Origin of the sequence: Rummeliibacillus sp. TYF-LIM-RU47, assembly GCF_008638315.1 — a bacterium.
Taxonomy (GTDB): Bacteria; Bacillota; Bacilli; order Bacillales_A; family Planococcaceae; genus Rummeliibacillus; species Rummeliibacillus stabekisii.
In genome coordinates this window covers 1,590,292-1,615,008 of record NZ_VVIR01000001.1, presented here as the reverse complement: position 1 = coordinate 1,615,008, position 24,717 = coordinate 1,590,292, and the positions used below count along the sequence as shown (strand labels likewise).

Below are 24,717 nucleotides of genomic sequence, written 5' to 3'. Positions count from 1 at the left end.
GAATTTTGTACATAATGTCTTAAGAAAGAAGGTAGTATTATGGAGACATCTGGAAATTTCTCAGGCAAGGCTGATGTATATGCGAAATATCGCCCAAGTTATCCTAAAGAATACATTGATTATTTGTTTTCAACTAACCATCTGAAAGATGATCGGATAGTGGCTGATATTGGTTCAGGTACGGGAATATTTAGCCGCCAGTTGCTTGAAAGAGGTTTACATGTTATTGGAGTAGAGCCAAATGATGAAATGAGAAAGGTGGCAGAGCAATCCTTAAACCAATATTCTCGTTTTAGTTCAGTAAAAGCAACTGCAGAAAATACCACGCTGAAAGGGAACAGTATAGATTTAATAACGGTTGCCCAGGCCTTTCATTGGTTTGATAAAAAAGCCTTTAAAATTGAATGTCAACGGATATTGAAACAAAAGGAAAATGTCGCTCTTGTTTGGAACAGCAGAGATTTAACTAGCCCGGTTATTAAAGAAAATGAAGAGATTTGCCAAAAGACATGTTCAAATTTCAAAGGATTTAGCGGTGGAATAGAGGAAACGCCAGAAGTATTTAGCGACTTTTTTAAAGAAGGAAAATATGAGTTTAAAAAGTATTCAAGTGAGATGCTTTTTGATTATGAAGGTTTTTTGGGAAGGAATTTATCCGCATCCTATGCACCGAAAAAAGATGATGAAGAGTATGAAAGATTTGTTTATCTACTTACAGAGTTATTCGAAAAATATAGTAAAAAAGGAAAGATTGCTCTCGAAAACATAACGCGAAGCTATCTAGGCAATGTCTAATGGGCGAACATTTTATAGTGTAATGTCTATTTAAATTTAATAAGTTAGTTAAGATAAATATCCTAATTTGAATAGAGAGAAAAAAAGAAAGAATTATATTAGCTAATGGATTTTATCTAAAAAGTTTTAACATCTCATTTATTTTAAACAAATGACCAGGCTTTCACTGTTAGTGAGCCTGGTCATCTGGAATCTCTTACAACTGGATATTAATACTGCAAGGTAGATTGATTCTTATTTAAAGAAACTATCTTTTATACAATATTAATACCAGCACTTGCATTACCAGTAAGTGTCGTAGCAACTGCAAGACCTGTAGTAGTTACTGAGTACACCATTAATAAACGATCACCAGCCGCAACTGGGACTGGAGCTACGTTTGCTGTTCCAGACGCAATTGTACCTACTGCAATTGTTGAAAGAGCTGGAGTTAAATCAACAAATGCTGTTGTAGGACTGAAGACATTGCTTCCTGCTGGAGCACGGTAAATTTGCGCTCTAACTTGAGCTGTTCCCAATAAATCTAATGCTATTGTTGCAGTGAAAGAAGCAGAAATAGATGTTATAGTTCCTGCACGTGGAACTGAGAATGCTTCTGTTCCAGTAACAGCTGTTAAGTCAATATTTGTCCCAGCTAATGTCACTCCTGGAATAGCCGTACCGAATCCAATCAAACTTACTGTACCAACTAAACCACCTACAAGCGTTGTTAGGACAACAGGTGTAATACCTGAAGAAAATGGAATAATCGAGCCTGTCGCTACTGGTGTAGTAATACATGCTGCGTCAATAGCTTCGAATGGACCAAGTTGTGCAGTACATTCCATATTATTATTTGAAGAACAGCCACACATTGAATTATTTATACACATTTTTTCACCCCCTTTCTTCGTTATTCTATTCAGCTAGGATTATCTGGCAAGGGCAGTTATCTACTTTCTAGATTTTATATAGGAGAATATTAGAACTTTTATTTTGTAATTTTAATTGTTTGGGTTGATAACTATCAGCGATCGTACTTTCATTCCAACATAAATAAAGTCCAATATGTATTTTCATACTTATTGGACCAATTAGCATATGCACTTGTAGTTTTATTGAAAGTTAACTACGACCTCTTAGATTTAAATTAACTCCATTTTCGAAAGAAATTAAAAAGCGACGCATTCTTCTCTTTTTTAGTCTCTTCACCAATGGGGTCAACAATTATTTCAAACTGCTGATTGATTTCTTGTCGAGATTCATTTTCAAATTCTTCAATCTTAGGCTCGCAGATATCAACACCAGTATCTTGTAAAGAGGATGATATATCTAATTCAGACTCTTCATAGGACTTTTCAAAAAATTCAACACCAACATTATTATTTAATGTCTCAATGTTACTTTTTTCGTCAGTAATGACTTTGTTATCTATATTTATGATGTCTGTTTGTTCATCTTCAATTAGATCATTCGTATCAAGTTCGTTTTTTGTAGTTTGCTGAATTTCATCGTTTGACAAAGAATTCGGTTCATAAACATCCTTTGGTAACTCCTGCGAATTCGATGTGTTCTTAAAATGGATCGTGTATTCATTGGTGGTGTTTCTATATAAACCATTGTATATTTCGCTAGGGTAACTGTTGAACGATTGAAAATATTGTTGATTAAAATGTCGTTCATCAGAGCGAATAAATTGATTTTCATTCTGAGAAGAAGACGTTCCTTTGTTTACATCTAGTTGGTTCTTTATTGCTTTACCTGCTAGGCTTTGTAGCATTTTATAAGAAGGCTGTTTGGAATTCATTGTAGATTGATCAGATGTAGATTTACTATTTGAATAATTATGGGAGGAGGTATCCTTATAAGTTGCTTTCGGTCTTTTATTATTCTTGTCAGCTAATAATTTATTTAAAATTGTTAGTATTTCCTGATTCATTTCCACAATTGTTTGATTCAGTGATTCTATTTGGGTGGAAACATGTTTTACAAGCTCTTCGTTACCTTTTATTCGAGCATTCTGATTTCCATCCGTTTCTTCTGTAATACCTTTTAATTCTCCTATTTGAGTTTTTAGGTCATCAAACTCTTTTTTCATATATAAGTAATCTTCTACTGGCTTGCCAACTTTTAATGAAGTTAATGTCTCTCTATAAGATTGAATGCTTTGTTTTAACTTTTCAATATCTTGATTAGAGTATAATTTTGAATCTTCCATACCGTTTCACCCCCTTCATTTCATATTTTATTTAAATCACTTGATTTCTGTTACTAATAGAGAAATACCTATAAATTTATTCCATTTTTTATGTAAACAGCCGTCAACATAAATTAAAACCTACTAATTTTTATAAATATTAAGCTGAACTATTTTTTTGCCTATGCACTTAAAGCTTGAAAACATATGCTACAAACGAAAGACAAATAAATCTACGGAGGTGACAAAATGAAGCATGTGATTCCAAACCAGTTGCAGGAGCAAATTTGTATTAACGTTGATAAGGTTTATGACTGGATCGTAAAAGAAATGTCATTTGATATTTCTCCTACGGGTACAATTACCTTCCCAGGCGTAACACCAACAACTGATCTAACAGGTGCAATTGTTAGATGTAATGTAGTTCCAGCCGCAACTAATCCAATTGTTATTTTGAGCCGTGAAAATCGTGAATTCTCTATCGACGGTTCAACGGTATGTCTTCAACAATTAAACATTCAAAAGAACTTTGTTTTGACAATTGTTGTTACATTACCGAATGGCACGAGATTCACTAGTAACACAATTCCAGTTTCACGTTGCGAACAAGTTACACTATGCGCACCGAATGGAACAGATGTAGAGATTTTATTCACTGATCTAGACTGTTTCGTATGTACTACTGGAACTCTAACAGCTGCAGCAGGTACAATTACGTTCTCTGCATTAACGATTACTGTATCTGTTTGCCAAAGTATTCAATCTACTTTCCCGGTTACAGTTGAGTTCTTAGCAACTTTCTGCGAACCAAGAGCAGATTTGCCATTTGCATGTCCTGGACCGGTTCGTCCGGCGCAGTGCCCACTTATTTTCCCAGAAGTTTAAAAGTGCTAATAGAGAGAGAATAATAGTGCTAACCAATAGAAGTAAATCATATTGTAAAGAGAGGATAATCCTCTCTTTTTTTTGTTTTAAATGAGCAATCAATTTTTGCAAGGGGGTACTCATAAATGAATCATGTCGAAGAGAAGATTAATGAGTTGAAAAAACAAACAGATTTTTATATTCAGGAAATCAAACAAAAGGTAGAAAAGATTATGGTTCCTGATCAAGTAAGCGTCATTAGTTATTTTACAGCCTCATTCAATATTTCTTATATTCTCGATGATGAGAGTATATGCTTGGGAACTTATCATATTCGCAATTTAGGTAATCAACCTATAACTAACCCATCTATACTAATTAAGCTCCCTGAAAATTCTCCATTCTCTTTCTCAGGAAGGTATGTTAATGAACATTTCGCCACAGAATTAAAAGCGACCGGTAGCTGGGAGCGATTCAATGATCAATCAAGTAAAGATGAATTTTGGCTTAAACCTGTAGGGAAAACAGCGATTGAGCCTAATGAAACACTGTCATTCTCAAACTTTCAGATAAAATGGGCACATAATTTATCCTATTCAGGAAGTATTATGGGTGTTACATATTGTGATCAGTTTAAAGAAGGTATAACGGTATTAAATCCTATTAATCTCAATGGAATTAGTCCAGCACAGGAGGATATTTATGAGTGAGTTTGAAAAAATGAATTACGTCCATGATCTTATGAGGGAACACCTTACTAATATTTCTCAGGAGAATAATAATAGCTTTGCTTATCTTGAAAAAAGCACATTGAATCTATTGATTGCCTATTTAATATCAGATGAGAAGAAAAAACCTCTAAGTATTAATCATAAAAAAATAGATAGAAAGATTATCAAGCAGCTGGATAAAGCTATAGGGGATAGTAAGGAGCAGTTTGAAGAAGTGATTAGGTTACTTGAAAAGTTATCGTGAATGGAGATGCAAGAATGGATAATGAGGCAGTGAAAAATAAAGATCCTATTCAATTGCAGCAAATGATAATCTTTTTAAAAGCCGAATTAGCGAAATATAAAAATGAAGCTAATAGACTCAGGAATAGTGATTATAACTCATTAGTACTAAGATTAGAAAGAGAAAATATGCAATTAGTAAAACAAAAAAAGGAACTTTCTCTAGAAATTTTAAAGCTAAAAAGAGAAAATGAAAGAAAATTAAAATCCTATCATGAAAATATTCAAGCAATGGACACTCAAAAGAGAAAACAAATTTCTTCAATCGAACGTTTATTAAAACAAGTAGATAAACTTCGTGCAGAAAATAAACTAATAAAAGAGACATTAAAATTAACTATAAATCAATTCTTTACCATTAAATCAGATGCTAATTATAAAATAACAGCAGATTACTTTGAAAATAAGTGGAACTCTTTTACTAGAGAAATGAACTTACAAATGACTACAATAAATGAGGCTTTTGAAAGATTTTCTATGGATCAAGCCAATTCAGAGAAACATAATAAATATTTATTAAAAGAAATAGAGAAAAAAAGCTATGAGATAGAAAATTTAACGGAGGAGTTAGCAGAGGAGAAAAAAAATAAATCTATGATCCAACCGGACTCTCTTTCACAAATGGACTTCCAGGTAAAAAAGGTATTGGCTGAATCAATTTCATTTGAAAAGCAGTTGGATCAAAAACTACGCCTTCTTGATGACTTGGATGAAAAATTGAATATGTTAAGCATAGAAATAAATAAAGAAAAAAATGTATAAAATTATTATGTATACTAAAAGTACCCTAAAATAGACGCTCATATTGTCTATCTGATAGGGTACAATTTAGGCATCTATTCCATGTGGTTTCGGTTTTTGGTCTTTACCATTATACCAACCCTAGGAAAGCTGCCTTTTTTTAGGGTATAGGAGAGCATTTAGTTATGAAGTTAGACAGATAGTTCCAGTATCTATACCCGTAGGCCCATTAAATCCAGGTATTGTATCAATTACTGTATTTGTCGCGATATCTATAACAGAGACAGTATTGTCAAGCTGATTTGTAACATAAGCTAATGTTCCATCCGGCAAGATGGTTACTTGGTCAGGGGATGCACCTACCGAGATTGTATCAATTACTATGTTTGTTGAGGTGCTTATGACAGATACTGTATTACTGCCTTTATTCACGATATAAACAAGTGAACCGTCAGGCGTTATTGCTGTTCCGACTGGACCAGTTCCAACAGGAATGGTCGCAACAACAGTATTTGTCACTGAGTTAATAACTGATACAGTATTACTGCTCTCATTTGTAACGTAAGCTAATTGACCGTTTGGTGTAAAAACAATTGATCTTGGGCGAGTGCCGACAGGAATTGTAGCAACCACAGTATTTGTCGCTGTGTTAATAACTGATACCGAGTTGGAGTTTTCATTCGCAACGTATGCAAAAGCGCTATCAGGAGTAAAAGCTATACCTTGAGGTTGCAACCCCACTGTAATAGTTGCGATTACGGAATTTGTGGTATTATCAATAACAGATACAGTGTTGGTTCCGTGATTCGATACATAAGCAAGCAATCCATTAGGGGAAATTGCCACTCCAAGAGGTTCAGGACCTACAGGTATAGTAGCAACTACAGTGTTTGTGGCTGTATTAAATACCGTTACATTATTCGAGAAGAGGGCAGGGACATAGCCAAATGCCCCGTTTGGTGTAATAGCTACTTCTAGAGGTGCTGTTCCGACAGATATAGTAGCAACTATGGTATTTGTCGATGTATCAATAACAGATACCATATTATCAGGTGTTTCTAGCTGACCCGCGTCTGTCACATACACTAGAAAATGGCACACTGGTGTTGGTGGCTCAGGTATAAAGGGATTCTTACATATACAAGGACAACAAAAACCACAACAATGACAATTACAATTTGGATTAGATTTAAACTTGAACCTTTCAAAATTTTCTCTATGCATATTTTTATGTCTCCTTTCTATAATTTAGTTTATTTAGTTTTGAGAGGACTTCACATAATTACAGCTTAAGTGGTTGCATTATAGAAGACAAAACAGGTCATTTTCATTTTATGTATAATTTATCTGTTCAAATAGGCATTAGCAATTATTTTTAAGCATCTATACCTAATTAACGTAAAGAATAGTTATGATAAATATAAACGAGAGAAGGTTAATGAAGTTAAATTGAAAATAGGTTATCTAGGTATAATATGTCGTGATAAATAAATACTAAATGCGCAAGGTAACGTTTATGTATAAGAATTTTCATCTTAATTAAAAGTTGTTATGAATCAAAATTATATATCTGATGTAAATAAGCATAAAAAATTCATTTATAAAATTTTATAAAATAAAAAGAAACTGGATTCCCAATATAGGTTGCAGGGAATCACGTATTTCTCTTTTTTAATTTTTAGTTTACATAATATAAATTATAGGAAGTTATATTTCATAATAAAGTATACTTATAATAGTGAGATATTTGAGATTTTTTATAACAAAAAACCCAGCATTTCAGCCAGGCTTTTTGTTTATGGATTTTTATGACGTGTTTTAACATGTTCTTTTTTAGAATGAATCATTGAGTTGGCTGTGTTCCAAATTTTTTCTTTAATCTTTACTCCAAATTTATACCATTTAAACGATTGGATATGTTGCAGCCATTTTTGATGCTTTTCATGGCGCTTTGAAATCTCTTCATCTGGCATTTCTAATCTTTGGATAGCTTTTGTATATTGATTCATTTCCAACTTGAATTTAATGTCAAGCAATAAAAAAGGAATAAGTGCTAGAATAAAAATTGCTCCAAGATATACCAAAACCACTGATCAACCTCCTATATCTTTTCTATTCCCACTATTTCCTATGTATATGCATTCCATTCATTTATAAATCAAAAAAATTTAAATAAAACTTAAAAATGTTTTAATTATTTTGTAACACTTGATTTCACTTTTCATCTGAACTGTAAGTTAAAAGATAAGAGTTGGAATATATGCTTGGAGCCTATACCCTTTTACGTTAAGGAATGCATATTATCGAAAAAACGCTCTGGTTTGTCCACTAACACGCTTTTGCAATACCTATATAGATATAGACACTTTTTTAATTGGTTGCTGTCTGAAGGGATTGTGGCTGCATATGCAACTTCAATTGACTATAAAGAATTAGAAATTATGAAAAAAGAAAGAATTTAATTTTACTTGGATTATTTGAGAGGAAAATATAGCTGAAGGAGATCAAGTTGAGCATCGTGGACCTGCAATTGTAGAGTTATCTATCCATGCTTTAATATCCTTGTTTAATTACTTGACGAAGGAATCAGAAATGGAAAACGAAGATTGTTACTTCTATAGGAATGCTATGAATAAAATAGTTATCCATAAGAAGCGTGAAACAGCTAATAGACGAGCAAGAAATATCAGCTCAATCATCTTAAATAAAGAAGAAATTTTCGAGTTCCTAAAATTCATTAAAAATGATTATGGTAATTTACTCGACTCTCCCCTTGCTCAAAGACGTTATGAAAGAGATAAGTAACGAGAATTGAGGATAGATGAACAGCTGAAAGGTCTGTATTCATCTATCCTATTTGTACATCAAATGAGCTCATTTACCACAACAACAAAGTACGGTGTTATTACGAACTAACTAAACGCTGACTCACCTTCATCATCCAAGTGGTGTTAGCCCCCATAGGTTTCTTAAATAAATTCAAGTGCATCTATACATATAATTACGATCAGATAAAAAGCAAACATGTATACGGAAATTCTAATACAAAGTTAGAATATAACTTTTTTGGCAGGAGAATCTTTTTTTAGTCTAAAATCATATTTGTTTGCATTTTGATATTTTGGATCTATATAACTTGATTTCTTATCACTTTTTGAAGCTTTTAGAAATTCGGGAAAAGATTTATGTTCTCTCTCTTTCCATATCCAAATACCGATTTTTCCTTTTTCTTTATGATAAATATTCTTATCTAGTTTATTTTTTTGATTGGTTGTAAAATAGTTAGAGATGAAAATCCGTGAAGGGCCAGCAGATAAAATATTCTTCTCAATTACATTGTTTTTTGTATCATATTGTAATAATAGCTGTCCTCCATTTAACCCCTTTGTATCATTCCGATAAAGAATATTTTGAGAGATAGTAGAATTGGTTGTACCTCCCCGATGTTTATCATAGCCACCAATTGATATCCCAGTGTAAAAATTTTCATATATAGTATTGTTTATTATATTAATATGACTAGCGTATTTTTTAGCATGCTCAGAGGTTGCTTCAATTCCAATATCACTTTTATAAATAGTATTCCGTTCAATGGTTATATTCTTTCCCCCATCTACATAAATACCACCAGCAGAATAATCCTCTCCATATGCTGAATTGCCGTAAGAGGATATTTCATAAATTATATTGTTCTTTACTATTCCATTTCGCACATAGTCCACTTTTTCGTCATTGGAAGTTCCTTCATAACCAATCAGATCAATCCCGATATTATTACTCCGCCGAACTATATTATTCTCCACTTTAAAGTCATAAATATTTCCATTTAGAACAAGAGATTCACTTAATCCCAGTTTCAAATCCTGCAACGTATTATTAAAAATATTTATATCTTTTATTTTGCCTGTTCCATATATAGCAATCCCATGGGCATTCCCATCATCTGTACGAGTTTCAATGCGTTGGACTGTATTATTTCTTAATTTTATATGGCTACTAGTCCCCGTAACATAAATCCCCATTACTGTTTTGTCTTCTAAATCAGTAGATAGATCCTGGATAGTTAGCCCACTGATGGTAACATAATTTTTATTATTAATCGTCACTAAAGCGGTATCCTCTTCACCATCTTCCATGTTCTTTCCACTTAAAATAACCTTCTCCTTATTGTGGGCCTTAAATAAAATTGGCTTCGAATTAGTACCACTATGTTTTACGATAAGTTTTTCATGATAAACTCCTTTACGTATAAGAATAGTAGTACCTGCATTTGCTTCTGATGCAGCTTTTTTGAGTGTGCGAAATGGCTTTGATTTTGTACCAATATTTTGATCACTTCCATTTGTCGCAACGTATATAGCCTTAGTATTAGCCTTGGCCTGCTTCTCTTCTTTATTGGTTATAACAAAAACAACAGCCAAAGAAACTGCAGCCAAGAGAATAAAATAAATTTTTTTCATTAAATCATTCCTTATTTAATATATTTCTAACTTTCATACTAATTTAAGATATATTAAATATAGCAAAAAAACTTAAAGCGTGTAACGGGATGGCAAAGGCTTCCTTTATTCATTGCCTGTCCTCAGCTCCGCGTAGATACGACCAGAAAAAATAAAAATACATGTTAATAACTTTATTACAGCATTAGCATATATTGTGGCAATTTAATTAGCCTCCAATTTCTAGGTGTATATTCCCCTACCATACATCATTATCTCGGTGTTTCCTCGTTATTGGCATACTGTAACCTGCTCCTTTTGCTTCTTAAAGAAGAAAAGGTAAAGGCATCTCTAGGATGTTTTTACCCTTTCTATGATTAGGTGAACAATTTATATTTAGTCAATCCACAACTTAATCAATAATTGAATCATTGGATAAAGGTATTACCTTGACAGTTAAATGTAGAATGAACTTCTGCCGTTTGAATGAGTAATCAACGATTTGAATCAATTTCATTATTCTTTATTGTGCTTCAATAAAAGCTTTGCTAGTGGTAGCGATATCTGAAGATGATAAAGCGGGAATTACATTATTGTCTATTATTTATAGTAGTATGTTTCTCTTGTACCGAATGGGATTTAATACAATATACAATCTAGCTATTTTACGCCTGACATAATCTAAATGCCCATTCCCCTACAATCCCATCATTATCTCGATCATTCATATATCGGTATAATTAGTCTATAAACAAAAACAAATATAGTTATGCCCTAATAATTTCAGGCAGTAATCAAAAAATTGCATAAAAAAATAAAGCGTTCTCCTATTTAGTGGAGATTCGCTTTATTTTTTATCTACCCTATACTTAGTTCCACTAAGGGGACATGTGTTACAGCGCCTGCTTCCGCACTTTAACCTATAAGATAAACAACATGTTTTTCTTTGTCTGATGTTAGCATTGTCCTTAATAAAATCGTAACCATACTTATTTAAAAAATTCGAGTTAGAAATACCTAAAACATTTTCAGGTGCTTCATGAATAAGGTAATGGATATCTTTCTTAGCACGAATTCTGATTTCTATGTTGTAATGAGTCGAAAGAGTCTCATAAAGCCAATAAATATAAATCGCAATATTCTCCCAAAGAATATCTTTAGAGACTTTAGTTTCTTTTTTTAGATGGTTCACTATAAGAAATAAATGTTCAGCAAAGAGTTCTTTGATGCATTCTTTTCTCCATTCATTTCTATCTTCAGTTGAAGCAAAAGTTGTTGTGTGGTTAAAATAAATCTTTGGAAGCCATTGTTCCTGATTTTCAATACTCTCTAAAGAAATATTTTGAAATGAAATATCAAGTTTTTTATTATAAACAGTCATTGAATAAAGAAAGATAACAGCTAAAAATGCGTATCTCTTCATAAAAATAGATGCTGTTGTTTGGAGATTCGGTGCTACAATCAAATTCGATAGTTTCTCCAAATAAATAGAGAGCATATCCCTGTCCATTAATTGCGCTAACTCAATCGTAAGCTCTGATCGGCTCTTTGTTGAAGTAAATCGAAATTCTCGTAATTGTTGTTTCTCCTGCTCAGTAAGATGCGACTCCATTTAATACCGCTTCCCCTTTTAAGATGCTTCGTCCTTTTCCGTATGGGATACACATGGGTGTACCAAAAATCGGATCATTGATGATTTCACTCTCTAAATCAAAGACATTTTTCACGAGTGACTTTGTTATAATATCTTCAGGTTTCCCTTTTTTATATACAGTTTGATTACGAACAGTAATAATATAGTCAGCATATCTGCAGGCTAGATTAATATCATGTAACACCATGATAATTGTTCGCTTTTGTTGTTTATTTAGTTTATATAATAAATCTAATATTTCTATTTGATGAGTTAAATCTAAGTAAGTAGTTGGCTCGTCTAATAAAATAATATCCGTATTTTGAGCTAGTGTCATAGCAATCCAAGCCCGTTGCCTTTGACCGCCAGATAATTCTTCGATAGGTTTATCCTTCAAGTGTTCAACACCCGTAGATTTTAAAGCATTCATAACGATTTCTTCATCTTCTTGTGACCATTGACTATGCCAACTTTGATGAGGGTATCTCCCCTGTTTAACAAGCTGTAAAACGGTTAGCCCTTCTGGTGCAACCGGTGACTGTGGTAAAATAGAAAGTTCTTTAGCAACTTGTTTATTTGTAAGTTTGAAGACGTTTTTCCCATCTAATAATATGGAACCTTCACTAGGTTTTAATAGTCTAGCGATGGAACGTAGAAGTGTCGATTTACCACAACCATTAGAACCAATTAAAATTGTCACTTCGCCTACTGGAATAGATAGGTCGAGGTTTTTTATAATGATAGAATTTCCGTAGCTAAGCGTTAGGGATTTTGCTTCAATTGTTTCTGTCATATTTTCTTCGGACTCCTTTACTTTTTGGGGTTTCTAAATAATAAATAAATAAAGTAAGGCGCACCAATAGCGGCAGTGAAAACGCCTGCTGGTACTTCAAGTGGACTGAAGGCAGTACGTCCTATAACATCTGCAATCATTACTAGAAGTGCACCAATTGTAGCGGCAGTAGGGATTAAAACACCAAAAGATGAACCTACTAGTCGACGTGCGATATGAGGTGCCATTAATCCAACAAAGCCTATAGCTCCAGCAAAAGCAATGGCCCCTGCAACTAAGGCAGTACTCAAAAATAAAAGTAAGAAACGCATTTTTTGAACGGCGTGTCCAAGGCTAGATGCAGTGTCATCTCCAAATTCTTGAACATTTAAATGTCTCGTTATAAAGAAAGTAATAAGCAACAAAAGAATTGTCCATGGAATAAGCATTTTTACTTGATCCCAATTAGCTCCACTAACGCTCCCTGTAATCCACATATTCGCTTCAGTTGCTTTATAGATTGGTCCAAGTAACATTAGCATCGTCGTCATAGCCTGCATAAATGCAGATACTCCAATACCGATTAAAACTAGTCGAATTGGTGTAATACCATCTTTCCAAGCGAAAATATATACTAAAAAGCCAATACTAGTAGCACCGATAAATCCTGCAACAGGAAGCCATTGAATACTTACCGTTAATGAATGGTTCGAATCACTGAAAATAGCTAAAAAGGCAACAACAGCTGCTCCACCGCCAGGCGAAATCCCAATAATATCAGGAGACGCCAGTGGATTTTTTATCATTCCTTGTAATATCGCACCAGCTACTGCTAAAGCCATTCCTGCAAAAGCAGCGATAAAAATTCGAGGTAATCTAAAATCTATCACGACTAATTGATCAAAATCATTACCTCCACCAAATAAGATTTGTAACACGTTCAAAGGATTAATATAGGAATCCCCAACTGAAGCACTAAAAATGAATATCGCTATCGTTAGAAATACTAAAAGTATGATTTTCTTATATGCTTTTATATCAAGCAAAAAAGATAGTCGATCTTTAAGGAGTCTAATTGTTTTGAAGTGATTCATGCTTTTTTGAACCCCTTTCTTGCAATGTAAATAAAGAATGGTGTTCCAATGAATGCTGTCATAACTCCGACAGGTACCTCTTGAGGCATGATTATATAACGGGCAGCCACATCTGATATTAATAACAAAATACTCCCGAATAAAGCTGCCATAGGTATTAGCCACTTATGGTCATTACCAACACATTTTCTAGCAATATGTGGAATAACAATTCCGATAAAACCGATTGGACCAGCAACTGCAACAGAGCCTCCAGCAAGTAAGATAACGATTATACCAACAATTACTTTGATAAAACCTAAATTCAAGCCCAATCCTTTTGCTATATCGTCACCTAATGCTAGTACATTCATTTTAGGAGAAATGAATAAAGCAGCAATCCAACCCAAAGCCAGGTAAGGAAAAACAGAGGTTAATATCTCTAGTTTTCTTCCTTGCACAGAACCGGCAAGCCAAAATAATACCTGGTCAAGTTCTGCTTCGTTGGTTGCTAGTAAACCTTGAGTGAAAGATGAAAATAGTGCACTTATAGCGGCTCCAGCTAAAGTGATTTTAATAGGAGTTATTGCGTCCCTTCCGGAAGAACTAATTCCTAATACTGCAATTGCAGCTATAGTAGCTCCTAAAAAGGCCATCCAAGCAAATGACTGTAAACCAGAAATTTTAAAGAAAACCATAGAGAAAACGACTGCAAATCCCGCACCTGCATTGATACCTAAAATACCAGGCGAGGCTAGCGGATTTTTTGTTAGCGTTTGCATAAGAACGCCTGTTATAGCTAAAGAAGCTCCAACGCTTGCAGCGATTAATGCTCTAGGAATGCGTAAATTTCTAATAATAATATGCTCATTTGAGTGGTCAAATTGCGTAAAAGCATGTAATGCAGTTTCAATAGAGGTATCTGCGTAACCATATACAATGCTAATTCCTATACATAGTATCAGGATGATAACGCTAATCAATAAAGCTATTGTCTTCGAAATAGTATTCTTAAATATCATATGTAGTTAAATCTCTTTCCTAAATTTAATATTCAAAGCGTATGAAATAATTTCCTAAATAGTTATTGACATCGAAAATATCGTGCCATATGATTATTACAACGCAAGTGATAATGATTATCATTATCGAATTCAGTTATTATCTTATCATATACATTGGAGGAAGAAAAGAGATGCCAAGTACATTTCGTAAAATGATTGCACTGTTAGCAATCATTGCTGTATTTACACTAGCTGCTTGTGGAAATACAAAAGAAAAAAATAAAGACCATGCTGCTTCAAAAGAAAAAATAGTATCATATTCAGTTAAACATGCAATGGGATCAACAGAAGTAAAAGGTATGCCAAAACGTATTGTTGTATTGACAAATGAAGGAACAGAAGCTTTACTAGCAATGGGTGTAAAACCAGTAGGAGCAGTAAAATCATGGGCAGGAAACCCTTGGTATGATCATATTAAAGGTAAAATGGATAATGTGGAAGTAGTTGGCGAAGAGGGCGCAATTAATATTGAAAAAATTGCTTCATTAAGACCCGATTTGATCATTGGTAATAAAATGAGACAAGAAAAGGATTATGAAAAACTAAGTAAAATTGCCCCAACTGTTTTCTCAGAAACATTACGCGGTGATTGGAAAGAAAACTTTGAACTTTATGCCAAAGCCGTAAATAAAGAATCTGAGGGTAAAGACGTTTTACAAAAATACGACGATAAAGTAAAAGCTTTAAAAGCTAAACTGGGAGATAAAACAAATCAACAAGTATCAGTTGTTCGCTTTTTGGCCGATAAATCTCGAATTTACTATACTGACTCATTTTCTGGTGTCATTTTTAATGAGCTTGGATTTAAACGAGTGCCTGAACAAGACAAAATGTTTAAAGCTGACAGTAAGCTAGGTAATCTTGCTATTGAAGTAGGAAAAGAAGCTATTCCTAAAATGGATGGTGATCTAATTTTCTATTTTACATACCTTCCAACTGGTGATGATTCAGCATTAGCAACTGAAAAAGAATGGACACATGATCCACTATGGAAAAATCTATCAGCAGTAAAAAAAGGTCATGCATATAGAGTAGATGATTCTATTTGGAATACAGCAGGTGGCGTTCTTGCTGCGAATTTAATGCTAAATCAAATTGATAAGATTTTCTCAAAATAACACTACTAAAAATAATACCCGGATGGAAAATAGAGTATTTTCTATCCGGGTTTCTTTATGGGTAAAAGTAAATTATTTAGACTAGCTTATTTACCTTAAATACAGGTATTACTTCACTATAACTCCCCGAAGAGATGCCAGATAAAAAAATCTCCTACAGCTATTTCCGTTTGTAATTTCATGATGCATAAATCGTTTCTTCAGGCTTTAATGTATAAAGCTTAACATTTTTAAAAACATTTATCCTTTGCTAAAGATACTGTTCTAAAATTTATTTGTAAATTTTAATCTTTAATAAATGAATAAATATCATCCTCGGAAAGATCAAATAAATTCATTCTAATTGTGTCGTAATGTGAAGTTGAAATCTCTAATACCTCTCTAAGGGAAATACTGATTAGATAGTAATTTCCATCTTCAATAGCCAAGAAATCTCCATCAGATAAATCTCTTAAATGTAACATTCTACGGTCTTTTACTTTTACTTCAAATACATCACTCGGATTAAATTTTTTAATTCCTAAAGATAACATAGTTTCTTTTAAATTTTCATCCATTTCCTTTTCTTTCACTTTAATAAAATCAATGTTAATTTTATGTGGATTTAAATCAGATAGAATTAATTCATTATTGGATGAAACACCAGCAATTACTCCGGAGCTAAAAAAAATCTCAAGTTGGGTTTCGTTGCTTGTTTTTTCATTAAATATTTTTATACCAGTAATAGAATAATCTTTCTCGTCTTTTTTTTCATATTTTCTTATAACTTCCCTTTTATATGAAACGCCAAAAAAATAATCCGAATCTCCAATTACAGGAACTATATCTTGCAAAATTCCTTCCTTTATTTGTTTCAGATAAATCGAATATTCGCTTGGTAGTTTTTCTAAAACGGCTATCAGCATTGCATTAAACCTGTTTACATCAATTTCAATACATTCTTTTTTACGAAAAAAATTGAACAATTTCAGCCCTCCTTGTAACTTCGTCATCGTACTTTCTGTAGAATAAATTTAACATATTGCTATTTCAAATAGAGTTTGCGGTGATTCAGCATATACATCCGTTGTCGGGTATGTCTATATTATTCTGTGCTTTTTTTCAACTTGTACAGTGGGATACGTCTTTTTTATCCTAATGTTTTAGCGAAGTTCATCTATTTAATTTTCCTTTCTATCAGTATTTATACTATTCTTCCTCTTTTCATAAAAACCTCTAATATAAAGTATTATTAGTTGGTTTAGTTCATTAGCTAGAAAATAAAAAAGGAAATATAAAAAGATGATGCCCGAAATTGCAGACATCATCTTTTAACTTATAAAATTAACGTATTACGTTAGTAAAGCACGCTATCTGAAGGTATTAAGGCATTTATCTAAAGCCACGTTCATATTGTTTGGGTTCATTTATTTCCTTTTTAAGCTTTGCGGCTGCATCTAATGCCCAATATGGATTACGCAACATACCACGACCAACAGCAACTAAATCAGCTTCTTCGTTCCCGATTACAGCATTGGCTAGAATAGGATCATCTAATCTTCCCACTGCAATAACTGGAACATTCAGAGCTTCCTTGATTTTACGAGCTAGCGGTACTTGATAAGCTGCCTGTGTACCAGGTCTACCCCCTGCACCAATTGGCCCTTCTCCACCTGAAGAGATATGGAAGATGTCTACGCCTGCATTTTGGTATTCTTTCGCAAATTGAATACTTTCATTAATGCCGTATCCCCCATCCACATACTCACTTGCAGATATTCGCATAATTAATGGCATATTTTCAGGTATCTCTTTTTTAGCTGCTTCAATAACTTCCCGACCAAACTTAGTCAGATCTTTTCCATATTCGTCCTCTCTCTTATTTGTTAATGGAGAATGGAATTGATGAATTAAATAGCCATGAGCACCGTGAATTTCAATGGCATCTACTCCAGCTTTTACTGCACGTTCTACAGCCTTACGAAATTTTTCGACCATTTCTTTTACTTCATCAGTTGAAAGGGCTCTTGGTGTCTTAGAATTTTCATCGAATGGAATTGCAGAAGCAGAAACCGGTACTTCAGCATCTTCTGCTTTACGTCCAGCGTGAGCAATCTGGATACCTACTTTGGCTCCATGTTGATGGCAAGCTTCTACAATGCGTGCTAATGGAGCAATTTGTTCATCTGACCATAAACCTAAGTCAAAGTCAGTAATTCGTCCATCAGGTTCTACATCTGTCATTTCAATAATAATAAAACTTGTTCCCCCAATTGCTCGAGATACATAGTGTATATAATGCCAATCTGTAGCAATACCGTCTTTCTTTTCAACTGAATATTGACACATAGGAGGCATGACAACACGGTTCTTTAACTCTAAACCTTTGAACTTATAAGGACTAAATAAATGTTCCATTTGAAAACTCCTTTTTCTTTAAATTTAATCGATTTAATAAACGAAAAAGATTCTTTCGGAAATTAAATGCATGACGCATGCATTTAATTTAAGGCTAAACAATACTTCATGTCAAGTCAAAGTACTTCATCTAAAATGCGGTACTTTGACTTCATTAGATTTTCTTATAACCCCTCTGTTAACTGTTTCATTACAGCTTCAACATTAACAGTAGAGAGATTTGATTTTAGTATTTTATGGAAGGAGGCTAGACTTCCTTGAAGTTTTTGCTCTCCTATATTAGTTAGACGTGTATAAGTACCCCTACGATCATCCGTGCAAACTTGTTTTTCTAATGCCCCACAGCTATTCGCTTCCATATTGCCTACAAGCCTAGACATTGCACTTTGACTCAATCCTACCATCTCTTGTAGTTGTTGTAATCTGAGCTTTTTTTCTGGCGCTTCAGAAAGGTGGTAGAGTACGTAGAAAGCTTTTAATGACAAATTATAATCTATTTGTAGGACATCCTCTAATTCTTTCTTTAATTTACTTTGTATAGAATCTATGACCAACCAGTACTCCATAAAATCATTATTATTCTTCATTCTATTCCACCTATTCAGCATTATATTATGGCTTTCCGATTAAAATTTATGCATAAACTAATATATCTCTAAAAAACTTGTTACATAATAATTTCTTTAACATAAAATTTTACTATGTATTCGCATAGATAGTCAACTTGACATTAGGTTTATGAAATTAAGAATAATGTTGATCAAATTAATAAGCTATTTCTATTTATTTCGTTCTTATCAATAGCTTCTATTAATGTTACCTATACTCAATTGAAAAATTCCATATGAGGTTTCTTTTCTTTGTAATAATCTAATCTGTCCTGCAGTGCACCAGTATGAAATTCGAACTTATGGCCATCTGGATCTGTAAAATATATAGATTTTTTATCCTTTTCGTCTCTAGGGCGACCCGAAAGTATGTTTACTCCTAATTTCTCTAATTTGCTATAGATATCATCGATTTCCGCTTCTTCTACGGAAAAAGCTATATGAGTGTATGATTGATTTATTTCATTACGAGGAATATTCTGTTCCTCATTCAGGGCTAGCCACATGCCATTTAAAACAAAGTAAGCAGTACTTCTTCCTCTAACCAATAACTTAGCTTCAAAGACATCCTGATAAAATGCTATAGATTGATCCAAATTAGACACAGAAAATAAAAAATGATTGAATCCTTTAATAAACAATATCGTCACCCCTATTTATTAGTATATACACTGTTATGAAGATTGCTTAGTATGCGAAGATGGATCTTTACTCAAAGCCACCGATAATATCATCGCAATAATACAGGCAGTGCCGACCCATTGAAAAAAACCAAAAGATTCTTTTAACCAAAAAACTGTTGTTAATACGGCCGCTAACGGTTCCAGGCTCCCTAAAAGGCTTGTTTCTTTAGGAGAAAGACTTTGCAAGCTTTCTATATAAAACCAGAATGCCATCATTGTACCAAAAATAATAACAAAAACTAAATATAAATAAGATTCCACTGTTAAGCTAGTAAAGTCCATTTGCCAAGGAGGGTGGATAAAACTTAATGTAAAACCCCCAATAACCATTGCCCAACCAACAATGACAAGTGATTCAAATTGTGCAAGAAGAGGAACGGCATATAATGTATAAAACGCAAGAGCTAATCCAGACAAGACACCCCACACAATTGCGGGTATTGGTACAGATAGACTTGAGATTGATCCATTTGTTAATAAGAAAAAGCACCCTCCTAATGCAAGAAAAACAGTTAATACATCTTGTCTTGTAAATACAGCCTGCTTACATAAAACCAAATAAATAATAATCATCACAGGTGCTAAGTATTGTAATAGTGTTGCAACGGCAGCATTCCCGTATTTAATCGATACCATATACGTATATTGGACCGAAAGCATACCTAGTAACCCGAATATAATGAGTTGAACAGCTGTTCTTTTATTTTTCCAGACGCCAAAAACTTGGGAACGGCTTTTTCCAAAAAACTGTATGCTTAAAAGTAAGAATCCGGCTATGAGCAATCGTGTCGTAACGAGCCAATTTACATCAATCTTGCTTTGGTGAAAAAGATTCTGTGCAACTGTACCTCCCACTCCCCAAAATATAGCCCCCATAATTACGAGTAACAATCCTTTTCTTCTAGTAGTTCTACGCATATTCATACTCCACCTCTTATATAATAATAGTGTTATAATAAGTAAAAAATAATTATAATAATACATAAAAAGAATGAAAAAATATAAATATATTGAGGTGATGATGTGCAGGTGAACAATTTCGAAGTAAATCAAAGTTTAAAAGAGCTAACCCAACATCGTACTGTTGAATTACCAATTGCATGTTATGAGACAAAGATAAACCAAAACATTCATGGTTATATACCGCTCCATTGGCATGAGGAAATTCAATTTGTGTTGGTTGTGAGCGGTGAAGCAACTTTTCAAATAAACGAAGAGAAATTAATAGTACGAGAAGGAGAAGGTGTATTTATAAATAGTGGCTGCTTGCATATGGCAGAAGATAAGAAAAAAACAGACTGTGTCTACATTTGTTTAAATGTATCGCCTCATTTCGTCCTCCCACAAGAACTCTATACGACTTATGTTCTTCCTTTTATTCAAGCAACTAACTTATCTTGCATCCTTGTTGATTCAAATACGCAGTGGGGTAAAAACATAGTAGAAGCCATTCTTAAAATCAAAGAGTTGATGGAACAAAAAGTGCAGTTCTTTGAAATGGATATAAATATGCAACTAACGGTGATTTGGAAAAACCTAATCTTTAATGGTTTCCAACCAGAATATATTCAGACAGAAAAGTTAAAAAGTCAACGAATGAAGCAAATGTTAAGTTGGATTCAGGTTCATTATAGTGAGAAAATCAAATTAGAGGATATTGCTAAAGCCGGTCAATTGAGCCGCTCTGAATGCTGTAGATACTTCAAGCGAACTTTAAAAACGACTCCATTAAATTATGTAATTGATTATCGAATTCAAAAAAGCCTTCTCCTTTTACAACAAGAAGAGACTAGTGTGACAGAAGTTGCTTATGAAGTAGGTTTTAATAGTACCAGCTATTTTATTGAAAAATTTAAGAGATCAATGAATATGACACCGTTAGCATATAAAAAATACTTAATGGAGGATTGAAGCATCTATTTCGGGGAATTTCTCAAAATAAGCAAAAGAAAAAGACCTATCATATCTACTATGCTAGGCTTTTTTCTTAATATTTTGGTTGCTTGCCGTAAAAACAAAACAGGTGATACATGCAACGGATGAAACCATCATGCCGAACAATAATCCAAAACCCTTCATAAATATGTCCTCCCCTTGATAAGAAGGCTTGATGGTAACAAACCAATAGATGAATAGCATTAAAAGGAAAAAGTAAAAGCTGCTACCAACTGCGCTCATTTTTAGACGATTTCGTTTGGATCCTTGCCAAGCTTTATTTATAGCTATCCATAGAAGAATGCTAGTCAATACAGCTGCAAACATTAATATTATGTGTAGATATGGGATGGGACAGAAAATCAATAGGTAAAGAATTAGGCCTGTTGAGAAGAACAATACAGCATTCATACAAAATAAAAATAGGCCAGAGAGCCAATGGTTTTGGAACCAGTTTGCGTTTTTTAACTTATGTACAAGATTATTTTTTTTACCAAAATGTTCAATGAATGCCTTTCTAAAATAAATGATGAGTAAAACTCCGATACATCCAATCATTAATATAGACGTCATAATACTACTCCCCTTTAATCAACTTTTCAGTTAGATAATTGTTTGTGGCAGGCTTAAAAGGCCATAGATCGGCATTCAGTTTTTTCAGACGGTCAGATCATTCTCTGCTTTTATGTGAAGAGCTCTTTCTAATGTTTCTTGTAGGACTGCTGCGAACAAAGTAATGACAACAGTAACAAAAATGATAGCAGCCGCAATAAGTGCGAGGCCTGGGTGAAGAGCATTTTGTTGGAGAAGGATGAGCACACCGATTGTATACATTGAAATAATCGTTAACGCACTCTTCTTTATACATTCTAATGCCTCGACAGCTACCTTTGAAAAGGCGGTTTCCTCCTGAATAAAATTTAGTAATCGATAAGCTTGATATAAAGCGATATAAAAAGGTATTGCAGTGATATAAATGCCTATTAGAAGAGGTAATGCCAAGTAAGCATATGTTGGGTTAGCTTCTGTAGCTTGACTGGCCATGCTCGGTAACCAAAAAACGCAGCGTATTAAGAGGAATAGGCCAATCACAATAATAGAAAACCTCAAAAAAATTAACGATCCCCTTTTCATAAAGAACCTCCATATTTTGTTATTACAGCTATCATACTAATTTATTTATCGTTTTTCAATAAAAATATATTCTTTTTCACTATTAATTTTTAATTGTGCTTTTAGAAACGAATAAAGATTCATATTTAGATGCTTTTACTAAAAAACACGCAGGCCCTTAACAAAGGGCCTGCGTGTTTTATTTCGTGAAAGTATAATGTCTTTCCACATTATCCTCAAATTTAATTTCTAATTCAATTTTCTTGTAATCTGAACCTAAATGGAAGACAGAGATAACTTCATTTAAAACCTCTTGGTCTGGGGTTTTTGAATCGAATGTTAACTTTTTAAATAGTTTTTGTACATGTTCGTACGCCGCGTTACCTTCTAACAATTGATTTTTACGATTATTTTCTACTTTTACCTCTGCCCCGTCACGTTCATTTTCATATTCAATATTGTAAAATTGATTAGCCCCATAATCTACTTCTAAATCAAATTCGGAGAAGCTAAAAGGAGCACCGTTGACTTTTTTATTAGTAGTATCGTTACTATTTGGTGGCGCAGTTGTGACAGGTTCGTTTTCACCGCTGTTAGAGACTGGTGCATTCTTGTGTACATTTGATGCTTTATCTTTATCACCGCAGCCCATTAGTGAAGCAGCTAAAAGAGGAATCGCAAGAATAGCAGGCCATTTAGACATGTTCTTCATCTCCTTTATAGTATTAGCAATAGTATTTGCAGATAAAGGGATGAATAAACATATAACTACCATTCTTTATAAATAAACAAGGTTTGTTCATTTTATACCTTTAAATTGTTGAGTATAGCAAACCGATCCATCATTTTTTGACTGGATGAAGATAACCCTCTAAGTGTTACTGTATTACCATTAACATGAAACTTCTGAATTACTTTATCAATGGCCAATACCGCTGAATCATCCCATATTTGAGCATTGGAAAAATCTATTATCACTTCTTTATGCTCTACATTGTAATGAAAAGAATCAATGAAACGGTCTGATGAAGCAAAGAATAGTTGCCCTTTGACTATACAAATAATTTCTTCATTCACTTGTTGTTCTTTTACTTGCAAACGGGATATCTTCGCTACGAAAAATAATGCACTTAAAATGACGCCTGCAAAAACACCTTTTGATAAATCATGGGTAGCAATCACAATAATAACCGTGACAAGCATTACTATCGCATCCATCTTAGGAGCTTTTCTTATATATGAAAAGGACGACCAATCAAAGGTTCCTATTGAGACGATAATCATAATGCCTGCTAAAACAGACATCGGAATTTGAACAACCAAATCACCAAGAACAACAATCAAGAACATAAGGAAAATGCCTGCTACGAATGTTGACAATCTGCTTCTCCCACCAGAGCTTACATTTATGACCGATTGGCCGATCATTGCACATCCTGCCATACCGCCAAAAAAGCCATTTACAATGTTGGCAATACCTTGTCCTCTCGCTTCTTTATTCTTATTGCTTTCGGTCTTAGTCATATCATCTATAATGGATGCTGTTAGCAAAGACTCTAATAAACCAACGATTGCTAAGGCGAACGAATAAGGGAAAATAATTTTCAATGTTTCAAACGAAAAAGGAACATCAGGAATAAAGAAATTAGGTAATGATTTAGTAATTTCACCTAGATCACCAACTGTACGTAGATCCATATGTGTATTCATCGCTATCGCTGTTAAGATAACTATAGCAATTAAGGGTGCAGGAATTACCTTAAAAAATCTAGGTACTATATAGACAATTAACAATGTGATACCTATAAAGACATATGTCATATTAGGGACATGAATAAAGTTCGGCACTTGAGCCATGAAAATTAAGATGGAAAGCGAGTTAACAAAACCAATCATGACAGCACGAGGAATGAATTTCATCAGCTTTGCTATTTTAAATATGCCGAATAGTACTTGGATAACCCCTGTTAAAATGGTGGCTGCCAACAAATAGTTAAGTCCGTGCTCTTTTACTAATGGGCCCATCAACAATGCCATAGAACCAGTAGCAGCAGAAATCATTGCTGGTCTTCCTCCGACAAAAGAAATAATAACTGCGATGCTGAAAGAAGCATACAACCCCACCATTGGGTCAACGCCAGCAATGATTGAAAAAGCAAGTGCTTCAGGAATTAAAGCTAAAGCTACCACAATACCTGCAAGAATATCCGCTCTTACATTAGAAAACCATTGTTTCTGGATGCTTTCTAACATATATTCACCTCATTTCGATAATATCTGTTTAAAAGTTATA

The 24,717-nt window shown here is 33.6% G+C and carries 25 protein-coding genes and 1 pseudogene; 8 read left to right on the top strand and 18 right to left on the bottom strand.

What is annotated here, in order from left to right:
• Window positions 1-39: 39 nt before the first annotated feature.
• On the top strand, window positions 40-795 hold the full coding sequence (locus F0527_RS08135) for a class I SAM-dependent methyltransferase (protein WP_150284449.1): 756 nt from the start codon (window positions 40-42) through the stop codon (window positions 793-795).
• A gap of 254 nt (window positions 796-1,049) precedes the next feature.
• Here the strand turns inward: F0527_RS08135 and F0527_RS08130 are convergent, their stop codons facing one another.
• A complete protein-coding gene (locus F0527_RS08130) occupies window positions 1,050-1,667 on the bottom strand; it encodes an exosporium glycoprotein BclB-related protein (RefSeq protein ID WP_150284448.1) in 618 nt (205 codons plus the stop codon).
• 257 nt (window positions 1,668-1,924) lie between these two features.
• The gene (locus F0527_RS08125; protein ID WP_150284447.1) at window positions 1,925-2,992 is read right to left on the bottom strand and encodes a hypothetical protein; all 1,068 of its coding nucleotides are present in this window, start codon (window positions 2,990-2,992) and stop codon (window positions 1,925-1,927) included.
• A 228-nt stretch (window positions 2,993-3,220) separates the two neighbouring features.
• Between F0527_RS08125 and F0527_RS08120 the strand changes: the two genes are divergently transcribed.
• The 4 genes from F0527_RS08120 to F0527_RS08105 all read left to right on the top strand — a co-directional run bounded on the left by F0527_RS08120 (window position 3,221) and on the right by F0527_RS08105 (window position 5,610).
• Window positions 3,221-3,856, top strand: coding sequence for a BMQ_0737 family morphogenetic spore coat protein (locus F0527_RS08120; protein WP_150284446.1), 636 nt, complete (start codon window positions 3,221-3,223; stop codon window positions 3,854-3,856).
• Between the two features lie 125 nt (window positions 3,857-3,981).
• Window positions 3,982-4,545, top strand: coding sequence for a hypothetical protein (locus F0527_RS08115; protein WP_150284445.1), 564 nt, complete (start codon window positions 3,982-3,984; stop codon window positions 4,543-4,545).
• The gene (locus tag F0527_RS08110) at window positions 4,538-4,810 is read left to right on the top strand and encodes a hypothetical protein (RefSeq protein ID WP_150284444.1); all 273 of its coding nucleotides are present in this window, start codon (window positions 4,538-4,540) and stop codon (window positions 4,808-4,810) included. Before F0527_RS08115 ends, F0527_RS08110 begins: the two co-directional genes overlap by 8 nt.
• Before the next feature lie 14 nt (window positions 4,811-4,824).
• The gene (locus tag F0527_RS08105) at window positions 4,825-5,610 is read left to right on the top strand and encodes a hypothetical protein (RefSeq protein ID WP_150284443.1); all 786 of its coding nucleotides are present in this window, start codon (window positions 4,825-4,827) and stop codon (window positions 5,608-5,610) included.
• A gap of 162 nt (window positions 5,611-5,772) precedes the next feature.
• On the opposite strand, the pseudogene F0527_RS08100 reads toward F0527_RS08105, so the two are convergent.
• Window positions 5,773-6,708, bottom strand: a pseudogene (locus tag F0527_RS08100) (beta-propeller fold lactonase family protein); the annotation flags it as partial.
• 677 nt (window positions 6,709-7,385) lie between these two features.
• Window positions 7,386-7,679: a hypothetical protein gene (locus F0527_RS08095; RefSeq protein WP_150284442.1), complete on the bottom strand. Its 294-nt coding sequence runs from the start codon at window positions 7,677-7,679 to the stop codon at window positions 7,386-7,388.
• 502 nt (window positions 7,680-8,181) lie between these two features.
• Between F0527_RS08095 and F0527_RS08090 the strand changes: the two genes are divergently transcribed.
• Window positions 8,182-8,394 carry a hypothetical protein gene (locus tag F0527_RS08090; RefSeq protein ID WP_150284441.1) on the top strand — a complete coding sequence of 71 codons (213 nt, stop codon included), beginning with the start codon at window positions 8,182-8,184 and terminating at the stop codon, window positions 8,392-8,394.
• 245 nt (window positions 8,395-8,639) lie between these two features.
• On the opposite strand, the gene F0527_RS08085 is transcribed toward F0527_RS08090, so the two are convergent.
• The 5 genes from F0527_RS08085 to F0527_RS08065 form a co-directional block, all read right to left on the bottom strand.
• Window positions 8,640-10,049: a DUF1565 domain-containing protein gene (locus F0527_RS08085; RefSeq protein WP_150284440.1), complete on the bottom strand. Its 1,410-nt coding sequence runs from the start codon at window positions 10,047-10,049 to the stop codon at window positions 8,640-8,642.
• A gap of 826 nt (window positions 10,050-10,875) precedes the next feature.
• Window positions 10,876-11,640 (bottom strand): IucA/IucC family C-terminal-domain containing protein, encoded by a 765-nt coding sequence (locus F0527_RS08080; protein ID WP_150284439.1) that lies wholly within the window; start codon window positions 11,638-11,640, stop codon window positions 10,876-10,878.
• Window positions 11,621-12,454 (bottom strand): ABC transporter ATP-binding protein, encoded by an 834-nt coding sequence (locus tag F0527_RS08075; RefSeq protein ID WP_150284438.1) that lies wholly within the window; start codon window positions 12,452-12,454, stop codon window positions 11,621-11,623. Before F0527_RS08075 ends, F0527_RS08080 begins: the two co-directional genes overlap by 20 nt.
• Before the next feature lie 17 nt (window positions 12,455-12,471).
• On the bottom strand, window positions 12,472-13,527 hold the full coding sequence (locus F0527_RS08070; protein WP_150284437.1) for a FecCD family ABC transporter permease: 1,056 nt from the start codon (window positions 13,525-13,527) through the stop codon (window positions 12,472-12,474).
• Window positions 13,524-14,528 (bottom strand): FecCD family ABC transporter permease, encoded by a 1,005-nt coding sequence (locus tag F0527_RS08065; RefSeq protein ID WP_150284436.1) that lies wholly within the window; start codon window positions 14,526-14,528, stop codon window positions 13,524-13,526. The genes F0527_RS08070 and F0527_RS08065 overlap by 4 nt, the downstream gene beginning before the upstream one ends.
• Before the next feature lie 173 nt (window positions 14,529-14,701).
• Between F0527_RS08065 and F0527_RS08060 the strand changes: the two genes are divergently transcribed.
• Window positions 14,702-15,688 (top strand): ABC transporter substrate-binding protein, encoded by a 987-nt coding sequence (locus F0527_RS08060; protein WP_150284435.1) that lies wholly within the window; start codon window positions 14,702-14,704, stop codon window positions 15,686-15,688.
• A gap of 284 nt (window positions 15,689-15,972) precedes the next feature.
• Here the strand turns inward: F0527_RS08060 and F0527_RS08055 are convergent, their stop codons facing one another.
• The 5 genes from F0527_RS08055 to F0527_RS08035 all read right to left on the bottom strand — a co-directional run bounded on the left by F0527_RS08055 (window position 15,973) and on the right by F0527_RS08035 (window position 20,294).
• On the bottom strand, window positions 15,973-16,653 hold the full coding sequence (locus tag F0527_RS08055; protein ID WP_150284434.1) for a hypothetical protein: 681 nt from the start codon (window positions 16,651-16,653) through the stop codon (window positions 15,973-15,975).
• Window positions 16,654-17,059: 406 nt separating this feature from the next.
• Complete coding sequence (locus F0527_RS08050; protein ID WP_066787221.1) at window positions 17,060-18,085, bottom strand: NADH:flavin oxidoreductase/NADH oxidase; 1,026 nt, start codon at window positions 18,083-18,085, stop codon at window positions 17,060-17,062.
• Between the two features lie 164 nt (window positions 18,086-18,249).
• Entirely contained in the window at window positions 18,250-18,672 is a 423-nt protein-coding gene (locus F0527_RS08045; protein ID WP_150284433.1) for a MarR family winged helix-turn-helix transcriptional regulator, read from the bottom strand.
• Between the two features lie 239 nt (window positions 18,673-18,911).
• A complete protein-coding gene (gene fosM, locus F0527_RS08040) occupies window positions 18,912-19,334 on the bottom strand; it encodes a FosM family fosfomycin resistance protein (protein ID WP_150284432.1) in 423 nt (140 codons plus the stop codon).
• Between the two features lie 33 nt (window positions 19,335-19,367).
• The gene (locus F0527_RS08035) at window positions 19,368-20,294 is read right to left on the bottom strand and encodes an EamA family transporter (protein WP_150284937.1); all 927 of its coding nucleotides are present in this window, start codon (window positions 20,292-20,294) and stop codon (window positions 19,368-19,370) included.
• Window positions 20,295-20,405: 111 nt separating this feature from the next.
• Here F0527_RS08035 and F0527_RS08030 point away from each other — a divergent pair, with 111 nt between their 5' ends.
• The gene (locus F0527_RS08030; RefSeq protein ID WP_370454646.1) at window positions 20,406-21,287 is read left to right on the top strand and encodes an AraC family transcriptional regulator; all 882 of its coding nucleotides are present in this window, start codon (window positions 20,406-20,408) and stop codon (window positions 21,285-21,287) included.
• 63 nt (window positions 21,288-21,350) lie between these two features.
• On the opposite strand, the gene F0527_RS08025 is transcribed toward F0527_RS08030, so the two are convergent.
• The 4 genes from F0527_RS08025 to F0527_RS08010 form a co-directional block, all read right to left on the bottom strand.
• Window positions 21,351-21,884, bottom strand: a complete 534-nt coding sequence (locus F0527_RS08025) for a hypothetical protein (RefSeq protein ID WP_150284430.1) — start codon at window positions 21,882-21,884, stop codon at window positions 21,351-21,353.
• Window positions 21,885-21,968: 84 nt separating this feature from the next.
• Window positions 21,969-22,445: a DUF2975 domain-containing protein gene (locus F0527_RS08020; protein WP_150284429.1), complete on the bottom strand. Its 477-nt coding sequence runs from the start codon at window positions 22,443-22,445 to the stop codon at window positions 21,969-21,971.
• Between the two features lie 178 nt (window positions 22,446-22,623).
• The gene (locus F0527_RS08015) at window positions 22,624-23,127 is read right to left on the bottom strand and encodes a YusW family protein (protein ID WP_066787209.1); all 504 of its coding nucleotides are present in this window, start codon (window positions 23,125-23,127) and stop codon (window positions 22,624-22,626) included.
• 101 nt (window positions 23,128-23,228) lie between these two features.
• Entirely contained in the window at window positions 23,229-24,677 is a 1,449-nt protein-coding gene (locus F0527_RS08010) for a SulP family inorganic anion transporter (RefSeq protein ID WP_150284428.1), read from the bottom strand.
• Window positions 24,678-24,717: the final 40 nt, after the last annotated feature.

Excerpts from the sequence above, each read along its gene's own strand:
- F0527_RS08135 (WP_150284449.1), top strand. The coding sequence starts at position 40 with ATGGAGACATCTGGAAATTTCTCAGGCAAGGCTGATGTATATGCGAAA.
- F0527_RS08130 (WP_150284448.1), bottom strand. The coding sequence starts at position 1,667 with ATGTGTATAAATAATTCAATGTGTGGCTGTTCTTCAAATAATAATATG.
- F0527_RS08125 (WP_150284447.1), bottom strand. The coding sequence starts at position 2,992 with ATGGAAGATTCAAAATTATACTCTAATCAAGATATTGAAAAGTTAAAA.
- F0527_RS08120 (WP_150284446.1), top strand. The coding sequence starts at position 3,221 with ATGAAGCATGTGATTCCAAACCAGTTGCAGGAGCAAATTTGTATTAAC.
- F0527_RS08115 (WP_150284445.1), top strand. The coding sequence starts at position 3,982 with ATGAATCATGTCGAAGAGAAGATTAATGAGTTGAAAAAACAAACAGAT.
- F0527_RS08110 (WP_150284444.1), top strand. The coding sequence starts at position 4,538 with ATGAGTGAGTTTGAAAAAATGAATTACGTCCATGATCTTATGAGGGAA.
- F0527_RS08105 (WP_150284443.1), top strand. The coding sequence starts at position 4,825 with ATGGATAATGAGGCAGTGAAAAATAAAGATCCTATTCAATTGCAGCAA.
- F0527_RS08090 (WP_150284441.1), top strand. The coding sequence starts at position 8,182 with ATGGAAAACGAAGATTGTTACTTCTATAGGAATGCTATGAATAAAATA.
- F0527_RS08085 (WP_150284440.1), bottom strand. The coding sequence starts at position 10,049 with ATGAAAAAAATTTATTTTATTCTCTTGGCTGCAGTTTCTTTGGCTGTT.
- F0527_RS08080 (WP_150284439.1), bottom strand. The coding sequence starts at position 11,640 with ATGGAGTCGCATCTTACTGAGCAGGAGAAACAACAATTACGAGAATTT.
- F0527_RS08075 (WP_150284438.1), bottom strand. The coding sequence starts at position 12,454 with ATGACAGAAACAATTGAAGCAAAATCCCTAACGCTTAGCTACGGAAAT.
- F0527_RS08070 (WP_150284437.1), bottom strand. The coding sequence starts at position 13,527 with ATGAATCACTTCAAAACAATTAGACTCCTTAAAGATCGACTATCTTTT.
- F0527_RS08065 (WP_150284436.1), bottom strand. The coding sequence starts at position 14,528 with ATGATATTTAAGAATACTATTTCGAAGACAATAGCTTTATTGATTAGC.
- F0527_RS08060 (WP_150284435.1), top strand. The coding sequence starts at position 14,702 with ATGCCAAGTACATTTCGTAAAATGATTGCACTGTTAGCAATCATTGCT.
- F0527_RS08050 (WP_066787221.1), bottom strand. The coding sequence starts at position 18,085 with ATGGAACATTTATTTAGTCCTTATAAGTTCAAAGGTTTAGAGTTAAAG.
- F0527_RS08045 (WP_150284433.1), bottom strand. The coding sequence starts at position 18,672 with ATGAAGAATAATAATGATTTTATGGAGTACTGGTTGGTCATAGATTCT.
- F0527_RS08035 (WP_150284937.1), bottom strand. The coding sequence starts at position 20,294 with ATGCGTAGAACTACTAGAAGAAAAGGATTGTTACTCGTAATTATGGGG.
- F0527_RS08025 (WP_150284430.1), bottom strand. The coding sequence starts at position 21,884 with ATGACGTCTATATTAATGATTGGATGTATCGGAGTTTTACTCATCATT.
- F0527_RS08020 (WP_150284429.1), bottom strand. The coding sequence starts at position 22,445 with ATGAAAAGGGGATCGTTAATTTTTTTGAGGTTTTCTATTATTGTGATT.
- F0527_RS08015 (WP_066787209.1), bottom strand. The coding sequence starts at position 23,127 with ATGTCTAAATGGCCTGCTATTCTTGCGATTCCTCTTTTAGCTGCTTCA.
- F0527_RS08010 (WP_150284428.1), bottom strand. The coding sequence starts at position 24,677 with ATGTTAGAAAGCATCCAGAAACAATGGTTTTCTAATGTAAGAGCGGAT.